The sequence below is a fragment of the Nocardiopsis oceani genome (assembly GCF_054777395.1).
Map to the genome: position 1 here is coordinate 88,128 of NZ_BAAHAR010000011.1, position 19,436 is coordinate 107,563.

At 68.4% G+C, this 19,436-nt stretch carries 23 protein-coding genes and 1 tRNA gene; 11 read left to right on the top strand and 13 right to left on the bottom strand.

Going from position 1 to position 19,436, the window contains the following annotated elements:
• The first annotated feature begins 64 nt into the window (after nt 1-64).
• The gene (locus tag ACYVDG_RS08325) at nt 65-415 is read left to right on the top strand and encodes a metallopeptidase family protein (RefSeq protein ID WP_460747841.1); all 351 of its coding nucleotides are present in this window, start codon (nt 65-67) and stop codon (nt 413-415) included.
• Nucleotides 416-777: 362 nt separating this feature from the next.
• A complete protein-coding gene (locus ACYVDG_RS08330) occupies nt 778-2,094 on the top strand; it encodes an MFS transporter (RefSeq protein ID WP_460747842.1) in 1,317 nt (438 codons plus the stop codon).
• 152 nt (nt 2,095-2,246) lie between these two features.
• On the opposite strand, the gene ACYVDG_RS08335 is transcribed toward ACYVDG_RS08330, so the two are convergent.
• The 3 genes from ACYVDG_RS08335 to ACYVDG_RS08345 form a co-directional block, all read right to left on the bottom strand.
• A complete protein-coding gene (locus tag ACYVDG_RS08335; protein WP_460747843.1) occupies nt 2,247-2,507 on the bottom strand; it encodes a PspC domain-containing protein in 261 nt (86 codons plus the stop codon).
• 302 nt (nt 2,508-2,809) lie between these two features.
• Nucleotides 2,810-3,421 (bottom strand): TetR/AcrR family transcriptional regulator, encoded by a 612-nt coding sequence (locus ACYVDG_RS08340; RefSeq protein ID WP_460747958.1) that lies wholly within the window; start codon nt 3,419-3,421, stop codon nt 2,810-2,812.
• Between the two features lie 133 nt (nt 3,422-3,554).
• A complete protein-coding gene (locus ACYVDG_RS08345) occupies nt 3,555-3,938 on the bottom strand; it encodes a PPOX class F420-dependent oxidoreductase (RefSeq protein ID WP_460747844.1) in 384 nt (127 codons plus the stop codon).
• 251 nt (nt 3,939-4,189) lie between these two features.
• On the opposite strand from ACYVDG_RS08345, the gene ACYVDG_RS08350 reads away from it, so the two are divergent.
• Nucleotides 4,190-4,262, top strand: a tRNA-Lys gene (locus ACYVDG_RS08350).
• Between the two features lie 327 nt (nt 4,263-4,589).
• On the opposite strand, the gene ACYVDG_RS08355 is transcribed toward ACYVDG_RS08350, so the two are convergent.
• Entirely contained in the window at nt 4,590-4,739 is a 150-nt protein-coding gene (locus ACYVDG_RS08355; protein WP_460747845.1) for a hypothetical protein, read from the bottom strand.
• Between the two features lie 219 nt (nt 4,740-4,958).
• Between ACYVDG_RS08355 and ACYVDG_RS08360 the strand changes: the two genes are divergently transcribed.
• Entirely contained in the window at nt 4,959-6,362 is a 1,404-nt protein-coding gene (locus ACYVDG_RS08360) for a peptidoglycan recognition protein family protein (protein ID WP_460747846.1), read from the top strand.
• A gap of 369 nt (nt 6,363-6,731) precedes the next feature.
• Here the strand turns inward: ACYVDG_RS08360 and ACYVDG_RS08365 are convergent, their stop codons facing one another.
• Together ACYVDG_RS08365 and ACYVDG_RS08370 are read right to left on the bottom strand one after the other, a co-directional pair.
• The gene (locus ACYVDG_RS08365; RefSeq protein ID WP_460747847.1) at nt 6,732-6,920 is read right to left on the bottom strand and encodes a DUF397 domain-containing protein; all 189 of its coding nucleotides are present in this window, start codon (nt 6,918-6,920) and stop codon (nt 6,732-6,734) included.
• Between the two features lie 11 nt (nt 6,921-6,931).
• Nucleotides 6,932-7,774, bottom strand: coding sequence for a helix-turn-helix domain-containing protein (locus ACYVDG_RS08370; RefSeq protein WP_460747848.1), 843 nt, complete (start codon nt 7,772-7,774; stop codon nt 6,932-6,934).
• A 168-nt stretch (nt 7,775-7,942) separates the two neighbouring features.
• Between ACYVDG_RS08370 and ACYVDG_RS08375 the strand changes: the two genes are divergently transcribed.
• From ACYVDG_RS08375 to ACYVDG_RS08390, 4 genes are all read left to right on the top strand, one after another.
• Nucleotides 7,943-8,200 (top strand): hypothetical protein, encoded by a 258-nt coding sequence (locus tag ACYVDG_RS08375; RefSeq protein ID WP_460747849.1) that lies wholly within the window; start codon nt 7,943-7,945, stop codon nt 8,198-8,200.
• Nucleotides 8,200-8,718 (top strand): hypothetical protein, encoded by a 519-nt coding sequence (locus tag ACYVDG_RS08380; protein ID WP_460747850.1) that lies wholly within the window; start codon nt 8,200-8,202, stop codon nt 8,716-8,718. The genes ACYVDG_RS08375 and ACYVDG_RS08380 overlap by 1 nt, the downstream gene beginning before the upstream one ends.
• A 132-nt stretch (nt 8,719-8,850) precedes the next feature.
• The gene (locus ACYVDG_RS08385; RefSeq protein WP_460747851.1) at nt 8,851-9,369 is read left to right on the top strand and encodes an ATP-binding protein; all 519 of its coding nucleotides are present in this window, start codon (nt 8,851-8,853) and stop codon (nt 9,367-9,369) included.
• A complete protein-coding gene (locus ACYVDG_RS08390; protein WP_460747852.1) occupies nt 9,366-9,809 on the top strand; it encodes a hypothetical protein in 444 nt (147 codons plus the stop codon). The genes ACYVDG_RS08385 and ACYVDG_RS08390 overlap by 4 nt, the downstream gene beginning before the upstream one ends.
• Nucleotides 9,810-9,942: 133 nt before the next feature.
• On the opposite strand, the gene ACYVDG_RS08395 is transcribed toward ACYVDG_RS08390, so the two are convergent.
• From ACYVDG_RS08395 to ACYVDG_RS08410, 4 genes are all read right to left on the bottom strand, one after another.
• The gene (locus ACYVDG_RS08395) at nt 9,943-10,584 is read right to left on the bottom strand and encodes a response regulator (protein ID WP_460747853.1); all 642 of its coding nucleotides are present in this window, start codon (nt 10,582-10,584) and stop codon (nt 9,943-9,945) included.
• A complete protein-coding gene (locus ACYVDG_RS08400; RefSeq protein WP_460747854.1) occupies nt 10,577-11,968 on the bottom strand; it encodes a sensor histidine kinase in 1,392 nt (463 codons plus the stop codon). Before ACYVDG_RS08400 ends, ACYVDG_RS08395 begins: the two co-directional genes overlap by 8 nt.
• Before the next feature lie 2 nt (nt 11,969-11,970).
• Nucleotides 11,971-12,672, bottom strand: a complete 702-nt coding sequence (locus ACYVDG_RS08405; RefSeq protein WP_460747855.1) for an ABC transporter permease — start codon at nt 12,670-12,672, stop codon at nt 11,971-11,973.
• A gap of 91 nt (nt 12,673-12,763) precedes the next feature.
• Nucleotides 12,764-13,681, bottom strand: a complete 918-nt coding sequence (locus tag ACYVDG_RS08410; RefSeq protein ID WP_460747856.1) for an ABC transporter ATP-binding protein — start codon at nt 13,679-13,681, stop codon at nt 12,764-12,766.
• Nucleotides 13,682-13,884: 203 nt separating this feature from the next.
• Here ACYVDG_RS08410 and ACYVDG_RS08415 point away from each other — a divergent pair, with 203 nt between their 5' ends.
• A complete protein-coding gene (locus ACYVDG_RS08415; protein ID WP_460747858.1) occupies nt 13,885-14,850 on the top strand; it encodes a D-2-hydroxyacid dehydrogenase family protein in 966 nt (321 codons plus the stop codon).
• Between the two features lie 97 nt (nt 14,851-14,947).
• Here the strand turns inward: ACYVDG_RS08415 and ACYVDG_RS08420 are convergent, their stop codons facing one another.
• Together ACYVDG_RS08420 and ACYVDG_RS08425 are read right to left on the bottom strand one after the other, a co-directional pair.
• On the bottom strand, nt 14,948-15,664 hold the full coding sequence (locus ACYVDG_RS08420; protein ID WP_460747859.1) for an ABC transporter permease: 717 nt from the start codon (nt 15,662-15,664) through the stop codon (nt 14,948-14,950).
• 52 nt (nt 15,665-15,716) lie between these two features.
• On the bottom strand, nt 15,717-16,598 hold the full coding sequence (locus ACYVDG_RS08425) for an ABC transporter ATP-binding protein (RefSeq protein WP_460747861.1): 882 nt from the start codon (nt 16,596-16,598) through the stop codon (nt 15,717-15,719).
• 164 nt (nt 16,599-16,762) lie between these two features.
• Between ACYVDG_RS08425 and ACYVDG_RS08430 the strand changes: the two genes are divergently transcribed.
• Both ACYVDG_RS08430 and ACYVDG_RS08435 read left to right on the top strand, forming a co-directional pair.
• Nucleotides 16,763-17,920, top strand: a complete 1,158-nt coding sequence (locus ACYVDG_RS08430) for a sensor histidine kinase (protein WP_460747862.1) — start codon at nt 16,763-16,765, stop codon at nt 17,918-17,920.
• Nucleotides 17,917-18,519 carry a response regulator transcription factor gene (locus tag ACYVDG_RS08435; RefSeq protein ID WP_460747863.1) on the top strand — a complete coding sequence of 201 codons (603 nt, stop codon included), beginning with the start codon at nt 17,917-17,919 and terminating at the stop codon, nt 18,517-18,519. Before ACYVDG_RS08430 ends, ACYVDG_RS08435 begins: the two co-directional genes overlap by 4 nt.
• 40 nt (nt 18,520-18,559) lie before the next feature.
• Here ACYVDG_RS08435 and ACYVDG_RS08440 read toward each other — a convergent pair whose 3' ends face one another.
• A complete protein-coding gene (locus ACYVDG_RS08440) occupies nt 18,560-19,387 on the bottom strand; it encodes a class I SAM-dependent methyltransferase (protein WP_460747864.1) in 828 nt (275 codons plus the stop codon).
• Between the last annotated feature and the right edge of the window lie 49 nt (nt 19,388-19,436).

Genomic DNA, 19,436 nt, shown 5'->3' on the forward strand with positions numbered 1-19,436 from the left:
TCCCAATATTTTCTCCCGCCCAGAGTGTTATGTCTCTTCCTCGCCGCTCCGAGGAGGCAGCACAATGGCAGGCGTGGTTGAACTGATGCGCAGGGACTTCGAGGAACTGGTGGCCGACGCCCTGGACCAGATCCCGCCAGAGCTGGCCCAGCTCATGGACAACGTGGTGATCACCGTCGAGGACGAGTCCCCGGAGGGCTTGCTCGGGCTGTACGAGGGGATCCCGCTGACCGAGCGGGGCGACTCCTATTTCGGGGTGCTCCCGGACCAGATCTTCATCTACCGGCGCAACATCTGCGCGATCTGCGAGACCCCGGACCAGGTGGTCGAGGAGGTCCTCATCACCGTCGTGCACGAGATCGCGCACCACTTCGGCATCGACGACAGCCGACTCACCGAACTGGGCTGGGGCTGACCCCCAATGACAGCCCGGGTAGCGGCCTCCGCGAATAGCCATCCGCTGATCCCATAAGTTTCACCCGCCTGGATCAGGGTTCCACATTCGCGACACCGAGTTGAAACACGGCGGCCACGCAACGGGACCTGGCGCACCTGGCGGCCGGAAAAGCCTCCAGCCCACCCAAGACCACCAGGGAAAACAATCCGAACACCGGACCCCGCAAGCACCATCGAATACTCTCGGACATCATTACCCGCAGCAACGAATCAGACACGAATTTACCCAACCGACTTGCCAGCCAAGCACTCTTCCGGAACGGTTGGTCATTGGGACACGACACACCGTGATTTCAACCGTGTAACAGTAGGGAGAGTCCGGTGGGAAATCCGAACCTCGACCAATCCCCTGACAACGGAGACCACGAATCCTCGGCACCACAGGACGACGAATGGCGTAGCAGCTACCGCGACGTCATGGCGATCGGCGAGTTCCGCTCCATGTGGCTGGCCCACGCCCTGACCATGGTCGGTACCAATCTGCTGAACATCACGTCCAGTGTTCTGGTCTACCAATTGACGGGTTCGGCCTTCGCCGCCGGAATCACGCTGGCCGTGATGTTCCTGCCCCCGATCCTCGCCGGGCCCCTGTTCTCCGGGCTCGCCGACATCCTGCCCCGGCGCCGGGTCATGGTGGTCTGCGACGTGCTCAGAGCCGTTCTCATCATCGCCGTCGGGATTCCCGGACTGCCGATCTGGCTGATCTGGGCGCTGCTGTTCCTGTCGATCCTGCCGTCGCTCCCGTTCGCGGCCGCCAGGGCGGCGCTGCTGAGCCAGATCATCCAGGGCGAGCGCTACGTGGCCAGCACCGCGATCATCCAGCTGACTTCGCAGGTCGGAATGCTCCTCGGACTGATCGCGGGCGGTGTGATCGTCTCCCTGATCGGCCCCAGCATCACCCTGATGTCGACGGGGCTGCTCTTCTTCCTGTCCGCGCTGATCCTGCGGTTCGGGGTCAGGGCCCGTCCCGCCCCGCTCAGGGAGCAGGACGACGAGAAGCAGCCGGGCCTGTGGGCTGTGACCCGGGACGGCGCCAAGCTCGTGTTCAGCGACCCGAAACTGCGTGTACTCGCCCTGCTCGCCTGGCTCGCCGGCCTGTACTCGGTGCCCTACGGCCTGGCCAATCCCATGGCGGCCGAGGCTGGTGCCGGGCCGACCGCGGCCGGATTCATCATGGCCGGACAGGCGATCGGCGCATTCGTCGGCGGCTTCGTTCTCACCCGGCTGATCGCGCCTCCGACCAGGACCCGGCTGCTCGGACCGCTCGCGATCCTCACCTGTGTTCCGCTGCTGCTCTGGGTATTTCCGATACCGCTGTGGCTGATGGTCGGTGCGCTCGCCCTGTGCGGGGCTTTCGGCTCCTACCAGTTCGTGGCCAACGCGGCCTTCGTCCTCTGTGTGCCGAAGGAGGGCCGCGGTCTGGCCTTCGGACTGGTTGCCTCGGGCCTTCAGGCCGCCCAAGGCATCGGCATCCTGCTGTCCAGCTTCTTCGTGGAGATCACGAGCACCAGCACCGTCATCGTCGGTGCGGGCCTGCTCGCCCTGCTCTCCGCGGTGGCCCTCGCCGTCCCCTGGTCCCGGATGTCCGGCGACGTCGCCGCCCGGATGGCGGAAACCGAGTCGGAGACGGCCTCCTAGGAGCGCTCCGCGGCCATGGTGCCGCGGTCAGTGCCGCTAGCGCTCCGCGGCGCACTCCGCTGGCGGTTCGCAGGCCTCCTCGGCCTCGCGTTCCTCCCGCGGGGCGCACAGCTCACGGCGCCGCCACTCTGGGTGTGCTCGCAGAGTCCACATCAGTTCTCACTCGGCTTTCCTTGGAAATTGCGGATGATCTGCTCCATCAGCGAACGGCGCTCACTCGCCGCCGGCATCAGCAGCCAGGCCAGGACGTAGACCAGGATGCCGCTGAAGCCCAACAGCGTGAAGACCGCGAAGAGAACGCGGATCAGGGTGGAGTCCAGGCCGGTGTAGTCGGCGATGCCCCCGCACACACCGGTCAGGAAACGGTCGGATTCACTGCGCTGGAGCCGCTTGCTCTTGAAGTTCTCGCTCATATCTCCACCATGCCCGTTACTGACGACGATTCCCATCGGGGAGAGCCCTGGGCGACCCCTGACATCCACCCCGAACCAGGAACGGGCTGCCGGGTTGCGCGGGCCCTTGCCCGCTTTCGACGGATGGGGAGCATGTGTCGTTCCTGAGGCGTGGGGCACATCCGACCGCCCTGGACAACGGATGAGGACCGTGCCTCGCGCGATGCGGGAGGCACGCGGGTTGAGAGGGATGTCGGGGTTGGGGGGCGGTTGAGCGGGGATGAGGCATCAGGGATCGGGGGCGGCGGGGCCGTCGGCGGAGTTCAGCCGACGCTCTTCGGCGCGAACGCCTCACCCAGCATCCGAAACGACGTCCGCAGCCGCTCCCGCACCTCCCCGGCCCCCACGTCGCCCCCGTAGGGGACGCGCTTCATCGCGTGGCGCATGGCGGACATCGCGGCCGCCGCTGCCAGCAGGGAACGCTCGTCGTCGGCGGGCGCCCCGGCGCGTTCGGCGATCGCCCCGGCCATGCCCTGCTCCACGGTGTGGAACCGGTGGAGCAGACCGGGCAACAGCTGGGGCTCGCGGTCCATCAGCTGTTTGCGCTGAGCCATGTCGGCACGCTGTGTGGCGAGGTCGTCGGAGGTGATCAGGGTGGCGACGAGCAGGGTGACGAGGTCTTCGGTGAACTCGCCGGTGGGACCGCCCTCGACGAACGTCTCGCGCGCGAGCTCGTCCGGGGCCATCGGCACGTCGCCAAGCAGCGCGTCCTCCTTGGTCGCGAAGTAGTTGAAGAAAGTGCGGGGGGAGACGTCGGCGTCGGCCGCGATCTCCTCCACCGTCACGTTCTCCAAGCCGCGCTCCAGGGTGAGCCGCACCGCGGCCTCCTGGAGTGCACGGCGCGTGGCCCGCTTCTTGCGCTCCCGTAGCCCCATGGATCCTCCCAGCACACGACTAATAATTGCATGCCGTGCAAATTTTCTCACTTTTTCGTTCCCCAGGCGGAGGGCCCGGCCCCAACCGGGACCGGGCCCTCCGCACTCCGGGGCTGCCGTCTAGCTGCCCGCGTCAGCGGCCACTGACGTGGGTCGGGCGAACCCACACGACCACACGCTTTTCCTCGGGGCTGCCCCACGGATAGGGCTCTCCGATGTACTTCTGCGCCATCGCGTCGATGAACTCGTTCTCCGGGTCGTCCTCCACCCGGTCCACCACCCCGCGGACCTCCACGTACATGTAGGGGTCGTCGGGGTCCGTGGCCGAGACCGAGATCCGCCCGTCCCGCTCCAGGTTGCGGAGCTTCTGCCGGGTGGTGGTCTGACTGAACCTGAGGTGTTCGCCGTCCCAGTCGACCCAGACCGGGCTGCTCTGCGGCTCCCCCCGGGGGCCGATGGTGGCCACATGCCCGAACGAGGGCTTGCGGAGAACGTCCTGCTGGCGTTCGGTGATCATCTCACTCCTTGCGGTCGGCTCGTCCGAGTAGACCAACACCGCGCCCCCGCGCCAAAGTGACGCGCTCGGCACGCCCTGAGGCGGCGACCAACGGCGGCACGCCCACCCCCTGCTCACGCCCTGGCATCCCCCGCAGCAGAAGCCCCACAGCCACAGGCCTCCCGGCCTTCTCGCCCGTCCACCCGCGGTTGCTCTGCGACCGCCTTACCACTGCGGTAGAGTTGTCCCGGCGACGGGCCCAGTGCCCTCGTGGGGCCTTAGCTCAACTGGCAGAGCAGCGGACTTTTAATCCGCGGGTTCGGGGTTCGATCCCCCGGGGCCCTACCGAAGAAACCCCAGGTCAGAGCGCAGGTAGTGCCGCTCAAGCCTGGGGTTTTCGCGTGCCCGGGACCCGGGTTTCGCTCCATGTGTGCTCCCCGGTGCAAGGTCGAGCGCTCCCACCTCGAGAGGACCTCGATCCACGAGCTCAGCACCGAGCCCGAACCCCTACCGGACACCCTCCCGGGCGCCCCAGGGCGGCAGGTATCCGACACGGCCTGACCTGTTCCGACTTCACCGGCTTCTGCCCCTCCCCGGGCTGGACCTCTTATTCCCAGGCGTGAATATTCCTGGGAATCTTGACCCCCACCCGACTGCCGTCCCGGGAGCTGGTCAACCTTCGAAGTCGTGCCGCCACTTGATCCGGTCCACCACACTCATGGGGTCGATGAACGCGGCTTCCCCGTCCTCCCGTTCCAGAGTGATCACGAGTTCCTCGGGGTAGATCGCCTCGGAGAATTCGCAGGTGAGGTCCATGGTCAATCCGAGAGTTCCTACCTGTGGCTCCAGTCCCGCAGGGTAATCGCCTCCTCGGGCCATCTCCCGTGTCAAAACCAAGTGACGTTCGTCCTCGTTTTCGCAATAGACATCCGGGTACTGTCCCTCTACATGGGAATCAGAGTTGTTGACGGTTCCGAGTGTGAATTCGAAGGCGTGCGCTTGCCCCTCTTGCGCGTCCCTCATCCGCACTGACGTCACAGTGTGGGAGATCGCTTCCCCCGGCCCCATCGAGTCTGTCCGGTAGTCGAAGAAATCACCGAACCGCAGCGCATCAGCCCCGGAGTCTTTTTGCTCAACCCCGGGCTCAGAGGGGAAGGCGTAGATCGCAATACCACCCACCAGCAGAAACGAGAGGACGCCGACGGCGAAGCCGAAAACAAAACACCTGATGAGGAACCATCCCTTCAGCTAGTTACCCGAAAATGGCAATATCAGGTTGCTCGATCCCTTGGAGGACGTCGCATTATGAACCTATCCGCACAGGCTGATGAGATCACCGGCGAGGACGTCGTCACCCGGCAAGACTGGGACGCAGACCCAGACGGAGACCCGAGCAGCAACGGACCCATCGATAGCTCACCGGGCATCGCGATCCACTACACAGCCTCGGTCTGGCCCCTGCCCATCTTGCACAGCAACTGCGACGAGTACGTACGCGGGATCCAGGAAGATCACCTGAACGACCTCTATGACGACATCGCGTACAACTACCTCGTCTGTCGGCACGGCTACATTTACATCGGCCGCGGTTACGAGTACCAGTCGGGTGCGAACGGTACCGACTTCGGCAACGCCACCTACTACGCTATCTGCGGCTTGGTCGGTATCTTCGACGGGGCCGTGCTCATCCCCGGCACGACACCACCTCTCATTCCTGCGGTGCGTCGTGTCATCGCCCACCTGGAAGGTTTGGGTGCTAACGCCGACGACATCATCGGCCACGGGGATATCCCGGACATGGAGGAAGAAACCCTGTGTCCAGGCAGTCTGCGCCTCTACGTCGAGGACGGGTCCTTCCAGCCGGACGGTACCACCACCGAGTCCGGCCCGGCACCGGATGCACACATCAGAGTCGCACAAGCAGCGGAGCCTCCCGAGTGGCCCGGTGTGGAGTTCACGAACCCACCCCCGACCGAACACGACTCAGTCCAGGTGTGGCAGGAACAGATGGTCACGCGCGGGTGGAGGCTCGATGCCGACGGTGTTTACGGCAACCGGAGCCAGCTCGCTTGCCGTTTGTTTCAAGCAGAGAAGGCGTTGGACGTGGACGGGATCGTGGGTGAGCAGACGTGGAACGCTGCTTGGACCGAACCCGTAACCGAACCAGTGGACTGGACATGGCCCGGACTCTACTTCCGGCACCAGCCAGCGAGCCTGCATCCCGACATCTCGCGCTCTTACCCGACCGTGACCACTCACACCAGTGTGTCCGTCTGGCAGAGCCAGATGGCTTACCGAGGGTGGAACATCGGCGCGGTCGATGGTGCCTACGGGGCTCAGTCTCAGGCAGTGTGCCTGGCGTTCCAGGAAGAGATGGAGCTCACGGTCGATGGGATCGTCGGCCCTGAAACTTGGTCTGCCTCCTGGGATGCTCCGATCGGCTGAACGAACTCAGCTCTTGTTCAACTTCGGCAGGATCTTTTCCTACCGAGGTTCACCGTTCCCAAGACATCAGAGCCGGCCGTCCCTCACCCCCGCTTGTGGCTACAACGACGCAGCTGGCCCCACCCGTAGACGGCTCGAACCAGTCCCGCCCTCCAATGCCGGAGGCCGTAGCGGTCCGATTCGGTACCGCCTCCGAAGTGCGATGGCGAGGGCAGGTGGGGAGGAAAACGTCCCGAACCCCCGACCACCCGCGGTCAGCGAAGCCTGCTGCCGTTCCGAATGGCCAGGTGTGCCGTGTCTACTGGATAAATACAGTGGCCCCCGACCAGCACGAATGCCAACGGTCGGGGCCCTCGTCCCTCGTCTGCCCTACCGGTCGGTGCATGCGGCGTGGATCAGCGCCGCCCACTCCTGGCCGGGGAAGGACAGGTGACCGGCCTCCCGGTGCTGGGTGTCGCGTACAGCCGCACCGTCCAGGAGATCGGCGACCTCGACGCAGTTGTCGCCGGAACCGCTGTAGGACGACTTCCGGAAGTGCAGGTCGATGGATGAATGCATGGTCGTCCTTGCTAGATGAGAGATTCCAGGTACCGGACCGTAGCCTCAGGTGACTCCGCCGAGCTACAGATATGGCCGAAGATGCCGACGTAGTGCTGGATCGCCTCGGGCTGTTCCAGGTACAGGTCCTCGGTCGCGGTCTCTATGTACACCAGGGGTAGGTCGGCTGGGTCTGGGAAGTCCAAGATGAGGAAAGCCCCGTCCGTCGCGGCGTGAGAGCCCACCTCGTCTCGGAGCACCTGAATGTCGATGTTCGGCCGCTCGGCAATAGCGATGAGGTGCCGGACCTGGTCCTCCATCACCTCAGGCCCGCCGATTCTCTTGCGTAGCGCGGCCTCGTCGATCACCGCCCACACGCGTGGTGCAGCCTCCGCAGCGAGGATCTCCTGCCGTTTCATGCGACCCGCGACCTTGCGCTCAATGTCGTCATCGCTCAGCACTCGGCCACCACGCAGTACCGCAGCAGCGTATTCGGGGGTCTGGAGTAGCCCAGGGATCAGCAAGGCTTCATAGGTGCGGATCATCGAGGCACCAGTTTCGAAGTCAGCCAGGCCGCCTCTGAGGACGTCCTTGAAGTCGATCCACCAGCCTCGCAAGCGGGATTCACTCGCCAGAGACACGATGGCATCTCGCATCTCGTCGGGCAGCTTGTAGACCTCGGCGAGGTCCTTCATATCGCGGACGCTCGGAAGCTTCCACTCGTTGCGCTCCATGCGCGAGAGCTTGCCGCTGGACCAGCCCAACTGCTTGTTCACGCTTTCGATCTTGAGGTTGCGATCCTCACGCATGCGTCGGAGCAGAGCGGACAGTCGGCGCCTTCTGGCGCTGGGACTGTACCGGCTGTCGGCCACCATGTGTCACCTCCTGGCCTGCCTGATCATAGGCCAGGCAACGGGAATCAGACATATCACCCAGATGCGAATCACATCTTGTGAAAAGCATTGCACGTATCGCATCATGGTTATTCGCATTCGTCTATGCCGCCCTCATCCAGCGGCATTCGAGTTCCAGGAGCCCGCGCCATGCCGCGATACCTGAACCTGTCCGAGCTGGCGCACGTGCGTTGGTTGGCTTCCGAAGCGATGTGCCGCCGTCGCCCCCGCAGGGCAGGACGAGTCCGCGCCTTTGCCGCCAACCCCCGCAGCCACTCCGAAGCGCGGCCCGCCCGCTCTCCGCGCCCGCCGCTCATCCCCGCACCCCGCCGACCGCTGGACACCGCACCCCTGGAGGTCCTCCACGCGGTCCTGGCCGGATTGCAGCGCCTGGGGGTGGCCGCCTGATGCACGACATCCACACCAGGGACCTGCACACCGTCATCGACGAAGCCCTGCAGCCACCCGCGCACCTGCCCCCGTCCCAGCTGGCCGGGTGGCACTCCCACACCCTGCGCGGCCGCCTGCCCCTGATCCGAGAAGCACTGCGCATCGCCCACGAGCAGAACGACGCCGAACTGGCCACATTGCTGATCGACCAGGCCATCGCCGATCACCCCGACCCGCCCAGCACGGCCCGGACGGTCGGCGGTGACGGGGGCCGCCTTCCGCTGCCCTCACAGGCGAGCCCGCCCGCCGAGGGCGAGCTGCCCATCCCCGAGCACGTCCTGTGCCCGCTGCTCCACAAGCAGTGGACCCTGACCATCGAGGGCCAACCGCCCCACGAGACCTACGTGGCCCGCCGCCCGATCGGCTGGGCAGGCGAAGGCGACCCCTTCGAGCTGATCACCGCGCCCAACCGCCGCGAACTCCTTCGCTTGCTCGGCCACCGCCTCCTGGGGGCCGACAACCCGCCCGCGCCCTAGAACCCGGTCCCCGAGGCCCGGCGGGAACGCGGCCCATCTGGAGCACCCACGAGAAAAGCTCTGGCGGGTGCACCAACACCCCCAGAGCAGGCCGACAACCACATCCCACTTCAACGAAAGCGAGCTGCCGACATGACCATTGTGCCAAACATCCTCACCCCCGCACCCGCCTACGCCGGACGCCGCTGGCCCTCTCGCCTCTACCCGGGCGACCTGGCCCAGACCAGCGGGGTGCGCGCGGACCTGAGCACCGACCTGTACCACCTGGCCGGACTGCGCACAGAGACCAGCGAGACCGCCGAGAACATGGTGCTCTGTGCCAGCGAGATGTTCGCCAACGCCTGCGCGCACTCGCGTTCGGGGCAGGACGTCGAGGGGCGGGTGATCCGCACCCTGCACACCACCGCCACCACGGTTCAGGTCGCGATCATCGATGACGGGATGCGCACCGACCGTGCCGAGTTCCAGGCCCCGGAAACCCCGCAGCACACGGTCGAGGAGTGGCAGCAGGCCGAACGCGGCCGGGGGCTGCTGCTCATCGGCCACCTCGCCGCCCGGTGGGGTACCCGCTCGGTACTGGACTTCCCCTTCTGCGCAGGCCTGGGCACCGTCACTTGGGCCGAGTTCACCCTTCCGGAGGTCTCCCGGTGACCACCCCGCACCAGGTGGAGCCCGGGGTGCGCCAGCGGCTGGCCGCACCCCGGGGCCGCCGCTTCTCCCGCCCTGGAAGCAGCCGCCAGTCGGCCGCCCCGCCCGAGTCCCACCAGGAGCGGCAGGAACGGCTGCTGCGTCAGATGGAAGGCAACCCCCGCCTCGCCTACTCGCTCCAGCACCACGCCGTCCCGCACTGGGCCGAGGCCACCCGCCAACACCGGGAACAGACCGAACAGAGGGCCCGGCAGGAACAGCGGGCCCGGGAAGCTACCGCGCCCTCTCCCACGACCCCGACCATCCGCACCCGGGGACGCCACCGGGCGCCGCGCCGGTGGTGGGCCTGGCCCGCCGTAGCCGTCGGCGCCACCCTGCTCTTCGCCCACACCCAGGCCGAATCCCTCGGCGAAGCGGCCTTCCATGCCGGGTTTCCGCTCTGACCTGCACCAGTGACCAAGCGCCTGTTCTCGGGGGTGTTGGCCGACCACTGGTCCGGCTCCGTCCGCCACCGATCGGCTTCTCCTTTCCCCCGCAGAACACCTGAGCCGGGCGGGCGGTCTTGCAGAGCCGCGCTCACCCGCCGCCCGGGTCCAGCAGGCCGCGCCGGAAACCCGCCGCGACCGCGGCTGCACGGTCGTTGACGCCGAGCTTGGCGTAGACGTGCAGGACGTGCGTTTTTATCGTGGCTTCGCTGATGAACAGGCGGGCGGCCGCCTCCCGGTTGGTGGACCCGTCGGCGATGAGCCGGAGGATCTCCAGCTCCCGGTCGCTCAGCGGCACGGCGGGTTCGCGGACCCGGCCGACCAGGCGGGTCGCCACCAGCGGGGAGAGCACGGTCTCTCCGCGCGCAGCCAGGCGGACGGCGCGGACCAGCTCGTCGGGGAGGGCGTCCTTGAGGAGGTAGCCGGTGGCTCCGGCCTCGATGGCGGGGCTGACGTCGCTGTCACTGGCGTAGGTGGTGAGGACCAGGACCCGGGTCGGAAGGCCCAACCGGGTGAGCTCCCGGATGGCCTCGACGCCGTTCATCCCGGGCATGCGCAGGTCCATCAGCACCACGTCGGGTTCCAAGGCGCGCGCGAGCTCGACGGCACGGGCGCCGTCAGCGGCCTCCCCGACCACCTCGAACCCCGGTTCGCCGTCGAACATGCCGCGGATGCCGTCGCGGACGACGGGGTGGTCGTCGGTCACCAGGACACGGATACGGGCTTCACTCACCGGGGGACTCCCTCGGAACGGCCGGAACGGTGGCGGAGACCGCCGCCCAGGCACCGGGTTCGGACTCGATCTCCAGGGTGCCCGCCAGCCGGGCCAACCGCTGCCGCATCGAGGTCAGACCGAACCCGCCGCCCGTGTCCTCTCCCCCGCCCGAGTCGGCTCCAGAGCCAGTGCCCTCTCCCCCGTCAGGGTCCTCTGTCCCGGACTTGTCCCCGGGACCCGGGGCGGGCGCGAAACCCACACCGTCATCGCGTACGTCCAGGGCGACCAGGTCCTCCATGTACGACAGCGTCACCCCGACCCGGGTGGCCCCGGCGTGCCTGGCGACGTTGGCCAGGGACTCCTGGGCGGTGCGGAGCAGGGCCGCCTCGACCTCGTCGTGCAGGGGTCGGTCCGGCCCGGTCGCGGTGAAGTCGGCGCGCACCCCGTTGAGCCGGGACCATTCGGCGGTGAGGTCGGACAGGGCGTCGGGCAGCGGGGTGCTCGCCAGGTGCCCCGGGCCCAAGGCGTGCACGGACCTGCGTGCCTCCGCCAGGTTGTCGCGGGCCAAACTGGTGGCGTTGGCGACCCGGAGCCGCCACTCGGCACCGGCCCCGGACCCAGATCCGGCCTCGGCCCCGACCCCGACCCCGGCCGTACGGTCGGCCCCGGTCGCCGCCCCGGCCTCGGCCCGTTCGGCCGCCTGGAGCTGGGTGATGATGCCGACCAGCCCCTGCGCCAGGGTGTCGTGGATTTCCCGGGCCATGCGCTCCCGCTCGTCGTGCACCCCGGCCTCCCGGGCCTGGAGCAGCAGCTGGGCTTGGAGGCCTTCGTTCTCTCGGATGGATTCCCGCAGGCGCTCCACCACCCGGCTGCGCTCGTCGCTGCGCTCTGCGGTGACCGCTCCGACCTGGCTGAACACCGTGACCATGACGGCCACCGCGGCGATGAAGACCAGATGGACGCCGACGGAGGAGGGTGTGGGCTCGGGGAGCCCGCCCATGAAGGCGGTGACGGTGACCGCGGCGGTGGCGGTCACCCCCGCCAGCTTCCACCAGCCGCGGAGGAAGTGTGTGGAGTACACGTAGCCGACGAACCCGAAGAAGCCCGCGAACCAGATGCTCCGGGTGCTGAGCACCGCGATCATCACGATCAGCACGGCGACGAAGACGGCCATCAGCCTCGGGCGGGAGGTCCACTCCGGGTTCAGGCCGGTCATCGTACAGACCAGGACCGCTGCGAGAACCGCGAGACCGAGCGTCTCCAGGTGCCAAGCCAGGGGAAGGTCGTGGGTGACCAGGGTGAGGACGGAGGAGGCCACGAGGACGACGTAGGGCACGGAGGCCGTGAGCCGGCGCAGCCGCCGCTCCCGCAGGTCGAGGTCGGGTTCGGACACCGTCTCCATACTCACTCCCAGCGGAAGAACCTGGCCGCGGCGAAGCTGAGGACCAGGGCGTAGACGGCCATGGTGACCAGTGCCAGCGGCGCGGGGACCGCGCCGCTCCAGACGTCTTGGAGGCTCTGCCGCAGGGCCCCCAACGGGGTGTACCCGCTGGCGGGCGCCAGGATAGCGGGCATGTGCTCGACGGGCTGCATGAGACCGCCCAGGTAGGCCAGCGGGAAGAAGAGCAGCACACCGATGCCGTTGGCGGACCGCCCGTTGGTGCAGAGCGAGGCGATGAGCAGGCCGATGGAGAACATCGCGGCGGTTCCGAGCACGAAGACCGCCAGGAACCACGCGGCGCTGGGCGCGAGGGCGCCGAAGAACCCGATCCCGACGACGAGCAGCAGCGAGACCGCGAACACGGCGAGTGCCAGCTGGAGCAGGATCTGCACGGTGAGCAGACTACTCGGGCGCACCGGCGTCACCGAGAGCCTGCGCAGGATGCCCCGCTCCCGGTAGGTGGCCAGGGTCGTGGGGAGCAAGTAGATGCCGACCATGGCGATCCCGTACGACACGGCCATCGGCATGATGAAGGTGTCCCCCTCCGTGATCGCGCTCCCGAAGACCACGAGGATGAAGAGGGGGATGAGTAGGGCGAACACGGATCCGGGTTCACGCACCAGCAGTTTGGTCTCGACGGTGGTGAGCTTGGCGAGGGTCGTCACGGCGGTCCTTCCGTTGGGTTCGGGCCTCGGCGGGGCCTGGGTCTGGCGGGAACGGCCTGAAGCGGCTTGGATCTGATCTGCGGGCAGCTGGTCAGGCCCGGAGTGAGCGGCCGGTGAGGGCGACGAAGGCGTCGTCCAGGGTGCGCTTGTCGATGCGCAGGTCGGTGACGAGCACACGCTCGCGGGCCAGTGCCGCGGTGACGTCGGTGGCGAAGTCGCCCCGCCCGGTCACGACGACCCGTCCCTCGGCGCTGGACACCGAGGTCACCCCGTCGAGGTCCCTCAGCAGTCCTGCGGGTTCGGGGACGCTCGCGTCCATGAGCTGGAAGCTCATCCGGTACTCGGCGTCCACGCCGTCGATCAGCCCCTGAGGGCTGTCCAGGGCGACGAGGCGGCCCCGGTCGAGGACCGCGACCCGGTCGCACAGCTCCTCGACCTCGTCCATGAAGTGGCTGACCAGGACCACGGTCACGCCCTCGGCACGGACTTGCTTGACCAGCTCCCAAGTGGCCCGGCGGGCCTGGGGGTCGAGCCCGCTGGTGAGTTCGTCCAGGAAGGCGACCCTCGGGTCACCGGCCATGGCCAGGGCGATGAACAGGCGCTGCTGCTGCCCGCCGGAAAGCTTCCCGAAATACGTGTTCCGCTTGTCCGCAAGGCCCCACTGTTCCAACAGCTCACGCCAGTCGCGGGGCTTGGCGTAGAACGAGGCGTAGAGGTCGAGCACCTCCCACACCCTGATGTTCTCGGGCAGTCGGGTGTCCTGGAGCTGGACGCCGATGTGCTCGCGCAGCTCCGCGCCCCGCCGGTGCGGATCGGACCCGAGCACCCGCACCTGACCGGAGTCGGGGCGCCGCAGGCCTTCCACGCACTCGACGGCAGTGGTCTTCCCCGCGCCGTTGGGGCCGAGGATCCCGAAGATCTCCCCCTCGTCCACGGAGAAGGACAAACCGTCCAGGACCGCTTGGCCGTCGTACCTCTTGCTGAGCTCTGTCGCTTCGATGATCGCCATGCCCACAAGCCTGGCCAACGGCGCCCCGGCGCGGATCGCCTGTCCGGCCCCGGTCCCGCACTGATACGACTGAGCCCCGGCATCCATCGAACGGTGGATGCGCCGCCCTCTGGCGAGTCCCGGGGCGGGGACGTCCGCCCCTGTGGCGGTGTGATAGAGCCGAGGTCCGGCCGACGGACTCCACCGACTGAAGGGACACGGCGATGGGCGTTCGAGTGGCGATTTTGGACGACTACCAGGGGGTCGCCGCCTCGCTGGCACCCTGGGCGGACTCCGGGCTGGGCATCGAGCTCGTGGTCTACCGGGAACCGGTGCGGGACGACGACCAGCTCGTGGACTGGCTGAAGGGTTGCCAGGCGGCGGTGCTGATGCGCGAACGGACCCCGTTGAAGCGTTCGGTGGTGGACCGGCTTCCGGACCTGCGTCTCGTGGTCACGACCGGCATGGCCAACAGCGCGATCGAACCGGACCTCGGGGTGACCGTGTGCGGGACGGCTTCCTCCTCGGTGCCGCCGGCCGAGCTCACCTGGGCCCTCATCACCGCCCTGCGCCGGAACCTGGTCGTCGAGGACCGGGCGGTACGGGAGGGGCGCTGGCAGAGCACGCTCGGTGAGGAGCTCGAGGGTTCGACTCTCGGTCTGGTGGGGCTAGGGAAGATCGGCAGCCGAGTCGCCGCGGTCGGCCGTGCCTTCGGCATGCGGGTGCTGGCGTGGAGCCAGAACCTCGACGCCGACAGGGCAGCAGGGCTGGGTGTCGAGGCCGTCGCCAAGGACGTGCTGCTCTCCACCTCCGACGTGGTCTCGCTGCACCTGCGGCTCAGCGACCGGTCCCGGAACACGATCGGCGCATCGGAGCTCGCGGCGATGAAACCCGGCGCCGTGCTGGTCAACACGGCACGCGCCGGGCTGGTCGACACCGGGGCGCTGTGCGCCGCGCTCCGGGAGGGGAGTCTGGGCGGCGCCGGCCTGGACGTCTTCGACACCGAACCGGCGCGGGCGGACGACCCCCTGGTCACCGCACCGCGCACGGTGCTCACCCCGCACCTGGGATACGTGTCCAGGCAGAACTACCGCACCTACTTCACCCAGGCGCTGGAGGACGTTGAGGGCTTCTTCACCGGTGCGCCGGTGCGGGTGATCGCGGAGGGCACCCGGCCGCCCGAGCCCTAGTGGAGGCCTTCCAGCCCGCGGAAATGACCGGCCCGCAGGAATGACCGGCCCGCAGGGATGACGGTGGGCGGCGGGCGTCCTGCGGGCCGGTGCGGTACTACCGGCGCGGCTCCCATCGGAAGATCCGGGCGGCGAGTGCGACGGCGACGACGACCCAGGCCAGCGTGGGTGCCAGGAGGAACAGGGAGTCCGCGACCGAAGTGCCGCCGTTCCAGGCGTTGACGACCAGTTCGGTGGCCGAACCGCCGGGCAGCAGCCGCTTCAGCAGAGTGAGCTCCTCGGTGCCGGTGAACCCCACCCAGCCCGAAACGGCCAAGGTGCCGACCATCACAGGCAGAGTGGTCACCTGGGCGTGTTCGGGCGAGTTGGTCAGTCCGGCCGTGGCCAGGCCCAGGCCGAGCATCATCGTCACCGTCGAGAGTACGGCCGCCGTGAGGAGGAGGACATGGGTGGGTTCGCCCGCGACCACGGCCAGCACGGCGAGGACCGCGGTCACTTGGACCAGCGTGATGGCGGTGACCGGGAACAGTAGGCCGGTGAGGATGCCGGTGTCGCCCGCCGCGGTGGACCGCAGCCGCTTGAGGAAGAGGGTCTGCCGCCGCGAGGCGAGCGTGGTCACCGTGGTCGTGTAGAGCCCTAGGGTCACCACGAGGAACACCAGTACCGCAGCGACGGCGCCGAGGTCCAACCCCGGGACGGTGTCGTGCAGGTAGATGTAGAAGGCGCTGAACGCCGCGGGCAGAACGAGCATGGTGACCAGAACCAGCCGGTTCCGGAAGATCTGGATCAGCTCACTGTGAGCGATCACGAGCATGGCGCGGGTCCGTTTCTTGGAGAGTAAGGCTTCTTGGCGGGTCCGGCCGGTACTAGTCGCTGCCGATGGCACGGAAGACGTCGTCGAGCCGGGTCGGACCGGCCCGCAGGTCCCGCAGTTCCACCGCGTGGTCCTGGGCCCAGCCGAGCAGGGTGTGCAGGTCCTTCTGCAGTCCGAGGGTCTCGACGAGGAGCGTGCCGCCGCCCTCGTCCACGGCCTGGAGCGGCGGTGTCGGCGCGGTGGACGGGAGGGTGAAGCGGATCGTGGCCGGCAGGCTCCGGGTCAGTTCGGAGACGGTCCCCTCCCGGTGGAGAGAGCCCTTGTGCATCAGCCCGATGCGATCGGCGCGCTGCTGCGCCTCCTCCAGGTAGTGCGTGGTGAGCACGACGGTGGACCCGTCCTCGCGCAGCCGGTCGACGGCGTCCCAGAGATCGTCCCGGGACTGGATGTCCAGGCCGGTGGTGGGCTCGTCCAGGAAGATCAGCTCCGGAGTGCCGTACACGGCGGTGGCGAAGTCCAGGCGCCGCTTCTCACCACCGGAGAGCTGGGACACCTTGGTTCCGGCCTTGCCGGCCAGGTCGACGACGCCGAGAACGCGCTCGACGCTGTCCGCCCGCCGAGTGAGCGCTCCGATCAGCCGGACCGACTCGCGCACCGTCAGATCCGGGGAGAAGCCGCTCTCCTGCAGCATGATGCCGGTCCTGGGCCGCACGGCCCGGCGGTCGCGCGGGTTCTCGCCGAAGACCCGCACGGTGCCCGATGTGGCGGCGCGGTGGCCTTCGACGGTCTCCAAGGCCGAGGTCTTACCCGCCCCGTTCGTGCCGAGCAGGGCATAGAACTCCCCGCGCCGTACGTGGAAGGACAGGTCCTTCACGGCGTGGAAGTCTCCGTACTCGAGGTTCAGCCGTTCGACGTCGATCACTGGTGTAGTCATGCCGTCTATTCCAGCCGTCGGCTCGCCCGATCGGCAGTGGAGCCGCGTCACCACTCCGCCATGACGTTTTTCCAGGTGGAGTCATGACGTGGTGTCACTGGTGGCCGGGTGCGGCCGGAAGAATACTGGGACGGGCTCCGCTGACCGATCCTGGAAAGGCCCACATGACGTCCGATCACACCGAAGCGACGCAGGGGGATCTCCGCACGGTCAGCCGCAACATCGTGTTCGCGTCACTCTCCGCCGTGGGGGCGCTGCTGGTTTCGGGCAACGCCGAGACCTGGGGGGAGGCGACCGTGCTCGGGCTGGGCGTGGTGGCGGCCATCACGGCGGTCGCCGCGTGGAAGTCGGCACGCCTCTCCCGCACGACGCTTCTCTGCCTGGCCGTCGCGGCCGCCGTGTGGATCGTCGGGGTGCTGGTCGTGGACAGCCCTTCCGCGTCCTTCGGCCTCTCCATCGCGGGCACCATCCTCGTCTTCCAGCTGCCGCGCCACCGCCGGGTCGCGGCGCTGGCTTTGGTCGCCTTCATCGCCTCGGTGGTCGCGGTGCGCCTGGTGATGTCACCCGAGGAGGCCGGTCGCGTACTGCTCGACTACGCCGTCGGCGCCACGAGCGTCGCCGTCACGGGAGCCGTCCTGACCTCCCTCAACTACGTGGTCTCCGGCCTCATCGAGGAGCTGGTGGAGTCACGGGAACGCGAGGCGGAGATGGCAGTGGTCCGGGAGCGCGTGCGTTTCGCCAGCGACCTGCACGATATCCAGGGGCACACGCTCCACGTGGTGAAGCTGAAGGTCGCGCTGGCCCGAAAACTCGTGCGTAGCGACATCGACCAGGTGGAGCGGGAACTGGGCGAGGTGCACACCCTGGTCGGCGACACCATCGCCCAGACCAAGGAGCTCGCCTACGCCCAGCGCCGCCTCAACCTGCCCGCGGAGTTGGAGAACGCCAAGAACCTCTTCGAAGCCGCGGGGATCCGCGTCCACGTCGACCGCGGGGCCGGCGCCGATACGCGCGCGGGCGCGCTGTTCGCCCAGGTCCTCCGGGAGACGACGACCAACATCCTGCGGCACGCGCAGGCCGAACACGTGTGGATCACCCTCACGGAAGCGGGCATCACCATCGTCAACGACGGTGTGCGGGGCGGGGTGCCGCCCGAGCTCAGCGGCCTCGCCACCCTCAGGGACCGGGTGGCCCACGGCGGCGGCGAACTCTCGGTGGAACGGAAGGGCGGGCGGTTCCGGACGGCCGCGCGTCTTCCGCGGCAGCACTCCGGAACCGGCCTGCCCGTCAAAGACGGAACACACGGAAAGGACGACCGATGACCACCGTGGTACTCGCCGACGACGAGGCCCTCCTCCGCAAGGCCCTGGCGTCGCTGCTCCCGCTCGAGGGGGAGGTCAGCGTACTCGCCGAAGCCGACGACGGCGCGGCGGCAGTGGCGGCCACGCTCCGGCACCGGCCCGACGTGCTCGTCATCGACCTGGAGATGCCCGGGGTGGACGGGCTCGGCGCCGTCGCCGCGATCCGCCGGGAGCGACCGGATCAGGTCATCCTCATGCTGACCCGGCACGCCAGGCCCGGTGTGCTCCGCAAGGCGCTGCGGCTCGGGGTCCAGGGCTTCGTCAGCAAGTCGGCGGATCCGGCGGACATCGCCTCGGTCATCAAGACCCTGCACGAAGGCAGGCGGTGGGTCGACCCGGACGTCTCCGCGCTCGCCGTCATCGACGACTGCCCGCTCACCGACCGGGAGATCGACGTGCTGAGGGCGACCGGTGAAGGGTACGCAGCCGCCGAGATCGCCGCCCGGCTCCACCTGGCGGAGGGGACGGTGCGCAACTACCTCTCGAACGCGATGCAGAAGACCCAGACGCGGACCCGGCACGAGGCGGCGCGGTACGCGCGCGAACACGACTGGCTCTGACGCCCCCGACGCGGACGACGGCGGGCTTCCGCGCCCGGGGTCAGGGCTTGCGTGCTCGCAGCGAGTACATCAGCGGGATGCTGGGGCGGGAGACCGGGAAACGGTAGAAGCCTTCGGCGGTGCGTTCGAGGTCCCCGAACCGGGGGAAGAGCGTGGCGTCGTGCTCGTGGAGGAACTCGATCCGCAGCCCGGCGGAGGCCAGGGACGAGATCACGTCGCCGATGGGGTGTTGCCACTCCACGCTGCGGTTGTGGACGGTCCTGGCCTCCAGGTCCGCGTACGTGCCGGGGGTCTCGTCCACCCAAGCGTCCTTCGCGAAGTAGTCCCGCACGACCCGGGTGCCCGTCTCGTCGTCGAGGACGTCGGTGAGCGGGTGGAACTCCGCGAGGTAGAGGAAGCCGCCGGGAGCGACGAGCGACGCCGCGGTCCGTGCCCAGCGGCGGATGTCGGGGAGCCAGCACAGCGCGCCGACACCCGTGTAGACGATGTCGTAGCTCTCCTCCGGCACGGCGGCGGCCGCGTCGTACACGTCTGCCTCGACGAAGCCCGCTTGTCCGTCCGGGAGGCCGATCTCGGCGGCGAGGCCGCGGGCCGCCTCCACGGCGGGTCCGGAGAAGTCCAGCCCGACCACGCGCTTCGCGCCGTGCCGCGCCCATGACAGCGTGTCCAGTCCGATGTGGCACTGCAGGTGGAGCAGCGACTTCCCGGTGACGTCGCCGACCTCGGCGCGCTCGAATGCTCGCAACGCGTCCGCCCCGGCCCGGAAACCGTCCAGGTCGTAGAAGTCGCTCGCGATGTGCAGGGGGACCCTCTCGTCCCAGTGCGACCGGTTGGCCGCCCGCCAGTCAGCCGGGCCAGTTGTCTCCATGGCGGAGAAGCTATCAGTGCTCCCCGGTGGCGGAGCCGCGTGGTCCGGG